Here is a 12,559-nt window from a genome sequence, read left to right on the forward strand (position 1 = left end):
GCCGAGCACGCCCGATTCACCGTCACGACCGGTATCCCTGTCTACTTCTGCGACCCGCATTCACCATGGCAGCGTGGGAGCAACGAGAATACCAACGGGCTGCTCCGCCAGTATTTCCCTAAGGGCACCGACCTGTCGGATCACACACAGGCGGAACTCGACCGTGTCGCCGACCTGTTGAATCGCCGCCCGCGTCAGACCCTGGACTGGGATACACCCGCCGAAAGACTCAATCACCTGCTACTCTCGCAGAGCGGTTGATGCACTGACGGGTTGAGCTCGCCCCCCCTTCTGGCTGGGTGACCTTCCAGTGGCCACGATGTTTCATTCGGTGGTGACGGCGGCAGAGCGGGCCGAGGTTTCCGATCAGTGTCTGCCCGCCCTCGCTGACGGGTGTGGTGTGATCGGTGTCCGTGCGCTGCGATGGCCGGGTGCAGCCGGTGAACACACAGGTCCGGTTGCGGGCGCGAACGTGGCGGACCTGCGCCGGGTTGGGGAGACGCCGGTCGGCGATCTCGACGAGATGTCCTTTCGGATCGGTGAGGATCCGCCGCCAGGTTGAGCCAGGCCGGTTGGCCATCTCCTGGGCGATGCGGGCGGGGATCGGGCCGTATCCGGGTAGTTCCGCCGGGTCGTCGGACAGACCCATCAGGGTCGCGACAGGTACGACGACCTGAATCTCGCATGGTGTCGGCGCGGCGTGGCTGCTTCGACCGGTTAGCAGGTCAACCAGAACGTCGGCGCGAATCTGGTCACGAGTCCGGTCGTCACCTTCGATCCTGTTGTCACTGACGGAGCGGGCAGCCTGATCGATCCGCCGGTAGCAGGCCTCGGCGTCCTCCGCGGGAAGGAGTGCGGTGAGCGTGCTCGTCCCGTCCTCGTCAGGACCGACCCACACCCGTCGGTCCTTTCTCCGGGTCTGCGCTCGGTCCGCCGCCCCCTCGGGGTCGGTCTTGGCTACGGCGCGCCGGCAGGCATCGGTGAAGGCACGCCGGTTCGATCTCGCTCCTGCGGCGAGCACACGCGTTTCGACCTCGGCCGCAGCGAGATCATCCAGTGGGTGAACCGCCTTCTCCAGTGCATACAACCGTTGGAGGTCCAACACTCCCGCTCTGAGTGCGTCGACCGCGCGGGGAAGGCGTCGGGTGACCGTGCAGGCGAAAGCCATCTGGGCAGTGGCTGCCTGGGGTGAGACCGCCAGTACGGCGGCTACTTCTTCGGGCACGAACCCGTCGGAGAGCAGCAAGTGTGTGGCGCCGGGCGGGAGCCGCAGGGCTGCGAACCGCGCCAGCAGGATCAGCAGGTTCGCCTGGCCGGCTGCGATCGTGTGGACGGCGCGGGAGATCTCCTTGAGCAGGCCGTCCACTGTCGCGTCGAGTGTCTCGTGGGTGAGGCTGTCGCCGCTGGTCGCCTCCGAGACCGTTCCCGGGGTCGCTGGGTGTGCGGCCGATCGCCCGATCGCGGTGGTGGGCTTTTTGGCGGATGCGGGCCGGCCATCTGACCCGGTGGCGGGGGCAGGGGTTCCGATGTGGGCGTCGGGCGCAGGAATGGCGGTACGTGGCTCGTGAGGCGATGGGCTGCACCTCGAGGGGGCAGTAGAGGTCATGGTGTCACCGCCTCTCCGTCAATCGATCGAAATCGAACGTGTGTTCGACAGTATGACTGACAGTCGGACACGACAAGCGGCGAGCGCGAGAGACTACGCCCGGTTCACATAATCCTCCCTATCATCACTGCAATTCTGCGTGGTCGTAACAGTGGTCATGGCGAATTTCTTCGAGCCTTGACCGTTCCGGTACTCGTGCTACTGTCGAGATGCCTCCGACCCCGGAGGTGCGACACCGCACATTAATTCGAGAATAGTGAGCGATTTCCAAGGCCACTCAGATTCTTTCGATCCACCGGCGGACAGAATCGAAAGAATTCTTGCATGCATTGCTCTATTTTTCCTGTCGCACAACAGCCAGATTCCCACGAGTGGGCACGAGAATGAGATGCGAGGCACACATCTCAGACATAGCAGACGTCACGATTCCGCTACCAACACAGACCACAGGCCCCACGCCACACCCGAGGAGAACTACTTTCCGACCTGTTTACAGCTCCCAGAAAAAGGCGGTTCCGCAAGGGCCGCCACGAGACTCTGGCTCAGGTAATTATGTCGCCACGAACGCCGTCAAGGCCGATGCAAAAGAGGGGCCCTAGTTCTCGTTCCAGCGTTCCGGCCCGGTGACTACCGGGCCGGAACGAGAGGTCAGAGAGTCCGGAATAGACCGCCATCGACGAGGATCTGCGCACCGTTCACATAGCTGGCTGCGGCGCTTGCCAGGAAGACACAGACCCCGACCATGTCCCCGGGCGCACCGATCCGCTTCATCGGATTCATTTCACCGGCCATGCGCTTCGCATCAGGACCCCAGGCCTTGGTTATGTCGGTGTCGAACGCGCCGGGAAGCACCAGGTTCGCGCGTACCTTGGGCGACCAGGCACCGGCCAGCCCCAAGGTCAGGGCGTTGAGGGCCGCCTTCGCCATGGCGTAGGGGAGGTCACTGGCGTTGGGGCGCAACGAACCCGCCGTCGTCACGTTGATGATCGACCCGCCGTCACCGGCAGCCATCCGCGATCCCACCAGGGTGCTCAGCCGGAACGGGCCACCCGCGTTCACCGCGTGGACCTTGTCGTAGAGCTCCTGCGTCACCGAGGTGAGGGTGTCGTAGACAGGGGACATGCCAGCGTTGTTCACCAGAACGTCGCAACGGCCGAACTCGTCGTAGACCGCGTCGGCGAGGCGGTCGCAGTCGTCCCACCGACCCACGTGGCACGCGACGGGAAGCGCCCGCCGGCCGGTCTGGGCCTCGATCTCGGCGGCGGCGGCCCGGCAGGCCTCGATCTTGCGACTGGCGATGACGACGTCGGCGCCGGCCGCGGCAAACCCTCCGGCCACGGCTCGGCCGATCCCCCGACTGCCGCCGGTCACCACAGCGACCCGTCCGGTGAGGTCAAAGAGCTGGTCAGGTGTCTTCATCACATCGTCTGCCACCGTGCGAGTCTCGCCGATCTGCAGCTCACAGGGGCGAGTCGCCTCCGTGAATGAGGTCGAGAGTGAGCCAACGCGGACCGTGCCGCCCCGCGCACTGTGCATGCGCCGAATGCCGCGGCGGATCCCGGGGCCGTGCGTCCACATGGCGGCACGCCAACATCGCCGTATGAGGACGCGAGAGCGCCCCGCCCAACCGCGGTCGGGGCGCTGGGCCTGGGCGCCTGGGCCGCGCGGCCACGGGGACCTCCACAGCGCTCAGGCGACGATGTCGGCTGGCCGCTGTTCGGTGGACGCCCGGACCACCAGCTCGGGTGCCAGCGTGACCTGGCTGTGCTCGTGTCCCGCGCGGTCGCGCGTCTCCGCCAACAACAGCTCGGCGGCGGTGCGTCCCAGCAGATGGCGTGGTCGCGCTACGGAGGTCAGCGGGACGGCTGCCATGGCGGCAAGCTCGATGTCCTCATACCCGGCCACGGCGAGATCTTCGGGGACGCGCAGGCCGAGCCGTGTCACCTGCTGCAGCAGGCCCAGGGCGACCATGTCGTTGGCGCAGAGCACGGCCGTGGGACGTCCGCAGCCGGGCAGCTCGACCAGTTGTTCCCCGGCACGGCGGCCGGCGGCGACGTCGGCCCCACGGGTATCGACCCGCAGCAGGCTGTCCGGGTCGGCACCGGCATGCAGGAGCCCGCGGCGCGCGCCGGCGAGGCGGTCGGCGACCCGCCACTGACCCGGGCCGCCGACGAAGGCGATCCGGGTGTGACCGCGGTCGAGTAGATGGGACACGGCGAGCTCACCGCCGGCCACGTCGTCGACCGTCACCGAGCAGATCCCCGGCCCGCCGGCCCGGTCGACGAGAACGACCGGTGTCCCCCGGCGCGCCAGCGACGCCAGGGGCTCGTCGACCTCGCCTACCGGCGTGAGGAGGACTCCTTCCACTCGCTGCTGTTCGAGCAGGCTCAGGTAGGTCGCCTGCCGGCTGGACTCCTCGGCGCTGTTACACAGGAACACCGCCAGCTCGGCACGGTCCGCGACCTCCTGCACTCCGGCCCCGACGTCAGCGAAGACGGGATTCGTGGTGTCGGGCACCACGTAGGCGAGCAGCCGGCTCCCGCTCGCCCGCGACCGGCTCCCACCGGCCCGCAGCTGGCGCGCCGACTCGTTGCGGACGAAGCCCAGCGTGGCGATCGAGGCGAGCACCCGTTCCCGGGTGGCCCGGGCGACGAGTTCCGGCCGGTTGAGCACGTTCGACACGGTGCCCAGCGAGACCCCGGCGTGCGCCGCGACATCCTTCACGCTCGGAACGTCCGTCCCGGCCACCGCGCCTCCCCCGGTCATCCCCGGCCATCCCCGCGACCGCCGTCCGGATTCCCCCATGAGTTGCCGTCGCTGTCCAGGGCCTCCTGTTCCTCGATCCGCCGGTACACCCGGTTACGGGTCCGCAACACGGTCGCGGCTACCAGGGCCGAGGCCAGCGAGCCGAGGAGGACCGCCGCCTTGACGTGGTCGTCGCGCTCGGTGCCGGCGCCGAAGGCCAGCTCCCCGATGAGCAGGGAGACCGTGAACCCCACCCCGGCGAGCAGGGCGACGCCGAGCACGTCCCACCAGGACAGGCCGGGGTCGAGCTCGGCCCGGGTGAAGCGGGCGAGCAGCACGGTGGAGCCCATCACCCCGAGCGGCTTGCCGACAAGCAGGCCCAGGGCCACACCCAGGCCCGCGGGGTCGGTCAGCGCGGCGCCGAACCCGCCGTCGGCGAGGGAGACTCCGGCGGCAGTCAGGGCGAAGACCGGGACGGCCACCCCGGCCGAGACGGGTCGCCATGCGTGTTCGAATCGTTCGGACATCCCGGTCTGCTCCCCGGCGCGGGGGCGGGCGGGCACGGCGAACCCCAGCAGGACACCGGCGACGGTCGCGTGCACCCCGGAGGCGTGCATCAGCCCCCAGGCGACGACGGCAAGAGGCACCAGAAGCCACGGCCGGGTGACCCCGCGGTTGACCAGCAACGCGAACAGCGCGACGGTCACCAGGGCGGCCGCCAGCGGAGCCGGGCTGACCCGGTCGGTGAAGAACACCGCAATGATCGCGATCGCGAGCAGGTCGTCGACCACCGCGAGCGTCAGCAGGAACGACCGCAGCCCCGCCGGCAGATGGGTGCTGATGATCGCCAACACGGCGACCGCGAACGCGATGTCGGTGGCCGTCGGCACCGCCCAGCCGCCGGGTGCGCCGTCAGCGGCCAGGCCGTTGACCAGGGTGTAGATCAGCGCGGGCATCAGCATCCCGCCGACGGCGGCGACGACCGGGAGGACGGCGCGACCGGGAGCCCGCAGGTCCCCGAGGACGAGCTCGCGTTTGAGCTCGAGCCCCACCACGAAGAAGAAGATCGCGAGCAGGCCGTCGGAGGCCCAGTGCGCGACGTCCAGGTGCAGGTGCAGCGACGCCGGGCCGAACTCCGTACCGACCAGGGAGCTGTAGCCGGCCCGCCACGGCGAGTTCGCCCAGACCAACGCCACCGCGGCTCCCACCAGCAACAGCAGCCCGCCGACCGTCTCACCGCGCAGGATCCCCGCTGCGTGGCGCGCCTGTGGCCAGCTCGGCCGGGCAAGCAACCGCGGGCGGGACGGCCGTCCGGGGCCGGGCGGGACGCTGGACATCGGCGGAGCGTACCGATCGCCCCGCCATCCGACGGGACGTTCGACCCACCTCCACCGGGTCGAAGTGCGGGTTACCGCGTGGCCCCGTGGCGGGACAGTTGCCGGGTGGCAACGTGCGGCGGTGGCTGGCCGGAGGGCCCGGGACAGGCCGGGGGAAGCCGCGCGTCGGCGGCACCGCCATCCACGGCGGGTCGAGCGAGAACGCGATCAGGACGGGTCGAGTGAGAAGGCGATCAGCACCGTGACCGATCATCAGGACATAGCCGCCGACGCGAGACGGCGGGCCCGACGGCTCGAGCGGGGGGTCGAACGGCGTTCCGCCGCGCAGGAGCGGGCCGACGACGATCGTTTCGACCAGGGGCTGGCCGCGTTGCGCGCCTACGCCCACGCGCAGGGCGACACCCTCATCCCCGACGGTTACACCGCCCCGGACGGCTTCCCGCTGGCCACCTGGGTGGCCGGCGAACGCATCGCCCATCTGGAAGGTGAGATCTCCGGCGCGCGACGCGACGCGCTGGAGAGCGTCCCCGGCTGGCAGTGGGACCCGGCGCGGGACCGCTGGCACCGCACAGGAGAGGAGCGCGCGTGACCGCCCCGGCCATACCCGACCAGGAGCACGGCCTTGACGAAGCCGGGCTGGACGGGCTCATCGCCTACTGGAACGCGGCGAACTACCTGACCGCGGCCCAGATCTACCTGATGGACAACCCTCTGCTGCGCCGGCCGCTGCGCCGCGACGACATCAAGCCGCGGCTGCTGGGGCACTGGGGAACGTCCCCGGCGCTGAACCTGGTCTACGCGCATCTGAACCGACTGGTCCGCCGGACCGGTCAGGACGTGCTCTACGTGGCCGGCCCCGGGCACGGCGGGCCGGCGCTCGTGGCCAACACCTACCTGGAGGGCACGTACTCGGAGATCTACCCGAGCGTGTCGCGGGACGTCGCCGGGCTGACGCGGCTCGTGCGGCAGTTCTCGACCCCCGGCGGTATCCCCAGCCATGTCAGTGTCCCGACGCCGGGGTCGATCCACGAGGGCGGTGAGCTCGGTTACGCGCTCGTCCATGCGTTCGGTGCCGTGTTCGACCACCCCGATCTGTTGGTCGCCGCGGTCGTCGGCGACGGCGAGGCCGAGACCGGCCCGCTGGAGGGCAGCTGGAAGGGCGTCGACTTCCTCAACCCGGCCCGCGACGGGGCGGTGCTGCCGATCCTCAACCTCAACGAGTACAAGATCGCCAACCCGACGGTGCTCGGCCGGCTCTCCCGGGAGCGGGTGAACCATCTGTTCGCCGGCCACGGCTACGACGTCCTGTGGGTGGAGGGGGACGACGTCCGGGCGGTGCACCGGGCCTTCGACGCCGCGCTGACCACCGCGCACGCCCGCATCCGCGACATTCAGCGGACGGCCCGGCGGCCGGGCGCGACCGTCACCGAGGCGCCGATCTGGCCGATGATCGTACTGCGTACCCCGAAGGGCTGGACCGGCCCGCACGAGGTGGACGGCGTCCTCGTCGAGGGGACATTCCGCGCGCACCAGGTGCCGCTGGCGGGGGTGCGGGACAACCCGGAGCATCTCGCCCAGCTGGAGACCTGGCTGCGGTCGTACCAGCCCGAGCGGCTGTTCGACGCCGACGGCCGGCTGGTCCCCGAACTGGCGGCGCTCGCCCCGGACGGCCCGGCCCGGCTGGGCGCCACCAGCTACGCCAACGGCGGCCTGCGCACCGAGCCGCTGCGGCTGCGGGACTGGCGGGCGTACGCGCTCGACATCGACCCGGCGCGACGCGGCACCCTCGTCCACGAGACGACCCGGCCGCTCGGCGAGCTGCTGGCCGATGTCTACCGGGACAATCCGACCACCTTCCGGGTGTTCAGCCCGGACGAGCTGGCCAGCAACCGGCTCGGCGCGATCCTGGACGTCACCGACCGCTGCCTGGTCGCGCCGATCGACCCGCGCGACGACCGGGTCAGCCCGACCGGCCGGGCGATGGAGGTCCTCTCCGAGCACCTGTGCGAGGGCTGGCTGGAGGGCTACACCCTGACCGGCCGGCACGGCCTGTTCGCCACCTACGAGGCGTTCGCGATGGTGTCGGCGTCGATGGTCATCCAGCACACCAAGTGGCTGCAGGAGGCGAGCCGGCTGGCGTGGCGGGCGCCCGTCCCGAGCCTGAACGTCCTGCTGACCAGCACCTGCTGGCGCAACGACCACAACGGTTTCTCGCACCAGGGGCCGGGGCTGATCGACACGGTCGTGCCGCTCTCCCCCGGGGTCGCCCGGATCTGGCTGCCGCCGGACGCGAACAGCCTGCTCTCGGTCGCCGACCACTGCCTACGGAGTCGCGACCACGTCAACCTGCTCGTCGCCGACAAGCAGCCGCACCTGCAGTACCTGACCGCCGACGAGGCCGCCGAGCACGCCGCCCGCGGCGGGTCGGTCTGGGACTGGGCGGGCACCGAGACCGACCTCGACCGTGAGCCGGACGTGGTCCTCGCCGGGATCGGCGACGTGCCGACGCTGGAGATCCTCGCGGCCGCGGACCTGCTCCGCCGGTACGTGCCCAGCCTGGCCGTCCGGGTCGTCAACATCATCGACCTGATGGCCCTGCTGCGCTCGGACCTGCACCCGCACGGGTTCTCCACCCCGATGTTCCGCGCGCTGTTCACCGACTCGACGGACGTCGTCGTCGGCTTCCACGGCTACAGCCGGGCCGTCCACCAACTGCTGCACGGCCGGGCGAACCCGCAGCGGTTCCACGTCCGCGGGTTCACCGAGCAGGGCACGACCACGACCCCGTTCGACATGGTCGTCCGCAACGGCCTGAGCCGGTACCACCTGGCCCAGCTCGCCGTGGAGTTCGCCCGGACCACCCGTCCCGGAACGGACCGCCTGGTCAGCCACTGCCAGGACCAGCTGACCCGCCACCACGCCCACGTCACCGAGCACTTCGAGGATCTGCCCGAGATCCAGGAGTGGACCTGGCCGGGACGGGCGGGGCGGACAGTCGCACGGGGGCTCGCCGAAGGTCATGCCAGCGGGTGACCGCGCGCCGGTGAACGCCCGCGCGCGGCGGGGCACCCTGGCTGCATGCGATGGAGCACCAGCAACGGTTACCGGGTCGAGGAGACGATCATTTCGATGGACGGCGGGCGGCGCGCTCGCGTGCTCCGCGTCACCCGTGACGGTCTGGCCGTCGGGGACTTCGCGGCGTGGGGTGAGCTGCTCGCCGACCTCGACCTCGGTGTCCCCCTCGAGGAGAACGCCGAGTTCGAGGGACACGTCACGCCCACTGCCGGGGGCAGGAGGCAGACGGCGAGTCGCTAGCCGGTCGCCCGGACGACGGCGACCGGGCAGTCGGCGTGGTGGACGCACTGGTGGCTGACCGAGCCGAGGAGCAGCCCGGCGAACCCGCCGTGCCCGCGGGCGCCGACGACGAGCAGGCTCGCGTCGGCGGACACCCGGAGCAGGCCGGGCACCGCCGCGTCCTCGACCAGCACCCGCTCGATCCGCAGGTCGGTGTTCTCCTCCTGTACCTGCGCGACGCAGTCGTCCAGCAGCGCCCGCGCCGCCTTCTCCAGGGTCGGGACGTCCAGCCCCATGTACACCCCCGGGTACAGCGGGGCCGCCGGGAACCAGGAGTGCACGACACGCAGGCTGGTCTCACCCGACCGGGCCTGCGCCGCCGCCACCCGCAGCGCCGCGACCGAGGCCGCGGAACCGTCGACGCCGACGACCACCGGGCCGGTGGGCCGGAGGTGACCGGGGCGCACGACGACCACCGCCGAGCTCGCCCGGTGCAGGCAGACCTCGGTGACCGACCCGGCGAACAGGCGGTGCTTGCGGTTGGCCCCGTGCAGGCCCAGGACCAGCATCTCCGCATCGGCGGAGGCGTCGAGCAGCGCCTCGGCCGCGTCCCGATGCTCCACCCTCTCGACCATCGCGGTGGGCCGGGAGAGCTTGGCGGCGCGGCCGATCGCGGTCTGCAGCACGTGGTAGGCCGCGGCCTGGGTCTCGTGTTCGCCCGCCGTCCCGGCGCCCGCCTTCTCCGCGTCCGCCGTCGCGGTCACCGAGGACACGGCAGGCGGGCAGTGCTTCGGATCCCAGGCGAGCAGGACGGTGAGCGGGCAGTCCTGCCGGCGCGCCTGCGCCATCGCCCACCGCAGCGCCTCCTCGGCGTCGGGCGACCCGTCCACTCCGACCACGATTCCAGCCATGGCACTTTTCTCCTTCGCTGCGCCCGCTCGTCTCTCCCGCGGCGGGTGTTCGACGAGCGGGCGTCTGACCGGGGCCCGCACCGGGCTCCGTGGGAACGTCAGCCGTAAGAACGTCAGCCGACGATTCGGCTCGCGGCGGCGACCGTCTCCGCGACGGACACCGTGGTGTCGACGTCGATCGCGGCCGGCCAGGGGTCGGTGCGATCGGCCATCGACGCGTACACGGCCGCGGTCGCGTCCGAGGCGTCCCCGCCGGTCCCGCACGCCCGCACCGCCCGCCGTGAGTCGATGCGGGCGACGGCGGTCCGCGCCGGGGCCACGCAGCGCACCTGCGCCAGGTCGGCGCCGGTCGCCTTCGCCGCCTCGGCCGCGAGCTCCCGGAACCGCGCGGACGACCATGAGGCGTCGAGGACGACGCTCTGGCCGTTTTCCAGCGCCTGCCGGGCCCTCGTGATCAGCTCGGCGTAGCCGTGCTCGGTCGACTCGGCGCTGTAGATCCCCTCGCCGGGTTCGACCTCGACGGCGACGTCCGGGGCGAGGCCGGCGAGCTCCTTGCGCACGACGTCCGAGCGCAGCAGAACCCATTCGTCCCGCGCGGCGACCAGGCCGCTGGCCAGCGTCGACTTGCCCGTGCCGGGCAGCCCGCCGACGAGCACGAGCCGCACCCGGCCCCGGCGCAGGTGCGCCAGCGCGATGTCGGCGAGCCGGCGGGCCTCCTCGGCGGCCTCCGGATCGCCCTGGTGGTCGCGGATGCACGCGATGCGCACCCGGACGAACGCCCGGTAGGCGATGTAGAGGTGCTCCAGGGACGCCGGATGGGTCTCGCCGGAGAACTCGCGGTAGGCGTCGAGGAAGGTCCGGGCCGCCGCCGGGGCGCCGAGCCGCTCCAGGTCCATGGCGAGGAAGGCAACGTCGGCGAGGACGTCACCGACCCGCAGCCGGCGGTCGAAGTTGATGCAGTCGAGCACCCGCGGGCCGTCGCCCAGGCAGTAGATGTCGTCGGCGAGCAGGTCGCCGTGGCCGTCGCGGATCCGCCCGGCGCGCTGCCGCTGCGCGAGCAGCGGGCCCCGCCCGGCCAGGTACCGCAGCGCCAGCCGACCGATCTCGTCGACGGTGCCGGCGTCCAGGATCGAGCCGCGGAACGGCGCCACGGCGTCCATCGCCTCCAGCCACAGCGCCTCCAGGTTGGCGAGGCCACCCGTTCGGGCGATCTCCGGCGACGTCTCGCACCGCTCGTGGAACGCCGCCATCGTGCGGGCGATCGCGCGCAGCTCGCCGGTCAGGTCGGCACCGCCGCGCACCAGTTCCGAAAGTCGGCGGTCGGCGGGCAGCCGGCGCATCACGACCATGTGGTCACGCGGGTGACCGGCCTCGTCCCGAATATCGGCGACGCCGAGATAAACGTCCGGGGCCAGCCGCCGGTTGAGGCGCACCTCGTTCTCGCAGGACGCGAGCCGCGCCGGCCGGGTCCGGAGGTCCACGAAGCCGAGATCGACCGGCTTGCGCAGCTTGTAGACGCGGTCCGCGGTGAGAAAGAGGATCGCGGTATGCGTCTCCACTGTCTCCCGATTGTCAAGATGAAGCTCCGGGGCCGGGTGCCGCTCCAACGCCTCGTTCTCCAGCTCCCCAGACTCCAGCTCCCCAGAAAAATCGGAACGGAGATCATAACTGTCCCGCATCGAATTCTTCCGAACCAGCATCCGACGTCTCCAGACGTGTTGTTCGGGACGATATCCGCCACGACCACCGACATCTGGTGCACCGTTACCGGCCGAGTAATCCGGGCTCCGGGATCGTCCGTCGTGGTCCGACTCCCTCCACGGGAAACGATCCCCCATTCGGGCCGGGCCGTCAGGGGACGATCGGGACGCCGGTCCGCCCGACCTCCTGCCCCGTGCCGACGGGACCTTCGGACCGTCGCCACCTGCCACCGCGGTCACCCAGCCACCAGCCACCAGCCGCCGGACCCGGACGCCGGACGCGTGCGCGGGGGGCGGCCGGCGGCCGCCCCCCGCATCCGCCCGGGCTACTCCCCGCTCTGCTTCATCAGGTAGACGGCGGCCTGCGTGCGGCTCGCCAGGCCGAGCTTCTCCAGAATGCTCGACACGTAGTTCTTCACCGTCTTCTCCGACAACCCCAGCCGCGTGCCGATCTGCCGGTTCGTCAACCCGTCCGCGATCAACTGCAGGATCTCACGCTCCCGCTGGTTCAGCGTCGCCATCGCCGGGTCCTCGTTCGGCCCGTCCCGCAACCGCTCCAACACCCGCCGCGTCACCGACGGCGCCAGCAACGACTGCCCCGACGCCACCGTCCGGATCGCCCCCACCAGATCGTTGCCCCGGATCTCCTTCAACACGTACCCCGCCGCCCCCGCCATGATCGCCGAGAACAACGCCTCGTCATCGTCATAGGACGTCAGAATCAGGCACGCCACGTCCGGCAACGCCGAACGCACCTCCCGACACACGTCGATGCCGCTGCCATCAGGCAGCCGCCCGTCCAGCACCGCCACATGCGGATGCAACGCGGGAATCCGCCGCAACGCCTCCGCGGCCAGCCCGGCCTCACCGACGACCTCGATATCGTCATGCCGGGCGAGCGTCTGACGCAGACCATTACGCACGATCTCGTGGTCATCGAGAACGAACACCCGGATCTTCTCCATG

Annotated in this window: 11 protein-coding genes; 4 read left to right on the top strand and 7 right to left on the bottom strand. The window is 70.9% G+C overall.

What is annotated here, in order from left to right:
• Positions 1-261: IS30 family transposase (locus tag B056_RS42265; RefSeq protein ID WP_154676862.1), on the top strand; the 261-nt coding region annotated here is incomplete at its 5' end.
• Here B056_RS42265 and B056_RS0134230 read toward each other — a convergent pair.
• The 4 genes from B056_RS0134230 to nhaA form a co-directional block, all read right to left on the bottom strand.
• A complete protein-coding gene (locus tag B056_RS0134230; protein WP_018506339.1) occupies positions 230-1,366 on the bottom strand; it encodes an HNH endonuclease signature motif containing protein in 1,137 nt (378 codons plus the stop codon). The genes B056_RS42265 and B056_RS0134230 overlap by 32 nt on opposite strands.
• A gap of 888 nt (positions 1,367-2,254) precedes the next feature.
• The gene (locus tag B056_RS0134235; protein WP_018506340.1) at positions 2,255-3,025 is read right to left on the bottom strand and encodes an SDR family NAD(P)-dependent oxidoreductase; all 771 of its coding nucleotides are present in this window, start codon (positions 3,023-3,025) and stop codon (positions 2,255-2,257) included.
• 270 nt (positions 3,026-3,295) lie between these two features.
• A complete protein-coding gene (locus B056_RS0134240; protein WP_051105827.1) occupies positions 3,296-4,372 on the bottom strand; it encodes a LacI family DNA-binding transcriptional regulator in 1,077 nt (358 codons plus the stop codon).
• On the bottom strand, positions 4,369-5,688 hold the full coding sequence (nhaA, locus tag B056_RS0134245) for a Na+/H+ antiporter NhaA (RefSeq protein WP_018506342.1): 1,320 nt from the start codon (positions 5,686-5,688) through the stop codon (positions 4,369-4,371). Before nhaA ends, B056_RS0134240 begins: the two co-directional genes overlap by 4 nt.
• Before the next feature lie 241 nt (positions 5,689-5,929).
• On the opposite strand from nhaA, the gene B056_RS0134250 reads away from it, so the two are divergent.
• From B056_RS0134250 to B056_RS0134260, 3 genes are read left to right on the top strand one after another with little or no spacing between them, the layout of a single operon-like run.
• Positions 5,930-6,277, top strand: a complete 348-nt coding sequence (locus tag B056_RS0134250) for a helicase associated domain-containing protein (protein WP_018506343.1) — start codon at positions 5,930-5,932, stop codon at positions 6,275-6,277.
• Entirely contained in the window at positions 6,274-8,721 is a 2,448-nt protein-coding gene (locus tag B056_RS0134255; RefSeq protein ID WP_018506344.1) for a phosphoketolase family protein, read from the top strand. Before B056_RS0134250 ends, B056_RS0134255 begins: the two co-directional genes overlap by 4 nt.
• A gap of 45 nt (positions 8,722-8,766) precedes the next feature.
• Positions 8,767-9,003 carry a hypothetical protein gene (locus B056_RS0134260; RefSeq protein WP_018506345.1) on the top strand — a complete coding sequence of 79 codons (237 nt, stop codon included), beginning with the start codon at positions 8,767-8,769 and terminating at the stop codon, positions 9,001-9,003.
• On the opposite strand, the gene B056_RS0134265 is transcribed toward B056_RS0134260, so the two are convergent.
• From B056_RS0134265 to B056_RS0134275, 3 genes are all read right to left on the bottom strand, one after another.
• Positions 9,000-9,893 (bottom strand): universal stress protein, encoded by an 894-nt coding sequence (locus B056_RS0134265; RefSeq protein WP_018506346.1) that lies wholly within the window; start codon positions 9,891-9,893, stop codon positions 9,000-9,002. The two genes, B056_RS0134260 and B056_RS0134265, sit on opposite strands and share 4 nt — an antisense overlap.
• Positions 9,894-10,006: 113 nt before the next feature.
• Complete coding sequence (locus B056_RS0134270) at positions 10,007-11,572, bottom strand: bifunctional aminoglycoside phosphotransferase/ATP-binding protein (RefSeq protein WP_230203325.1); 1,566 nt, start codon at positions 11,570-11,572, stop codon at positions 10,007-10,009.
• Between the two features lie 347 nt (positions 11,573-11,919).
• Entirely contained in the window at positions 11,920-12,558 is a 639-nt protein-coding gene (locus tag B056_RS0134275) for a response regulator (protein ID WP_018505390.1), read from the bottom strand.
• Between the last annotated feature and the right edge of the window lies 1 nt (position 12,559).

The organism is Parafrankia discariae (assembly GCF_000373365.1).
Lineage (GTDB): Bacteria > Actinomycetota > Actinomycetes > Frankiales > Frankiaceae > Parafrankia > Parafrankia discariae.

Bases quoted from the DNA above. Each gene is read 5' to 3' on its own strand.
- B056_RS0134260 (WP_018506345.1), top strand. From the start codon at position 8,767: ATGCGATGGAGCACCAGCAACGGTTACCGGGTCGAGGAGACGATCATT.
- B056_RS0134240 (WP_051105827.1), bottom strand. From the start codon at position 4,372: ATGACCGGGGGAGGCGCGGTGGCCGGGACGGACGTTCCGAGCGTGAAG.
- B056_RS0134235 (WP_018506340.1), bottom strand. From the start codon at position 3,025: ATGAAGACACCTGACCAGCTCTTTGACCTCACCGGACGGGTCGCTGTG.
- B056_RS0134270 (WP_230203325.1), bottom strand. From the start codon at position 11,572: ATGCGGGACAGTTATGATCTCCGTTCCGATTTTTCTGGGGAGCTGGAG.
- nhaA (WP_018506342.1), bottom strand. From the start codon at position 5,688: ATGTCCAGCGTCCCGCCCGGCCCCGGACGGCCGTCCCGCCCGCGGTTG.
- B056_RS0134265 (WP_018506346.1), bottom strand. From the start codon at position 9,893: ATGGCTGGAATCGTGGTCGGAGTGGACGGGTCGCCCGACGCCGAGGAG.
- B056_RS0134275 (WP_018505390.1), bottom strand. From the start codon at position 12,558: ATGGAGAAGATCCGGGTGTTCGTTCTCGATGACCACGAGATCGTGCGT.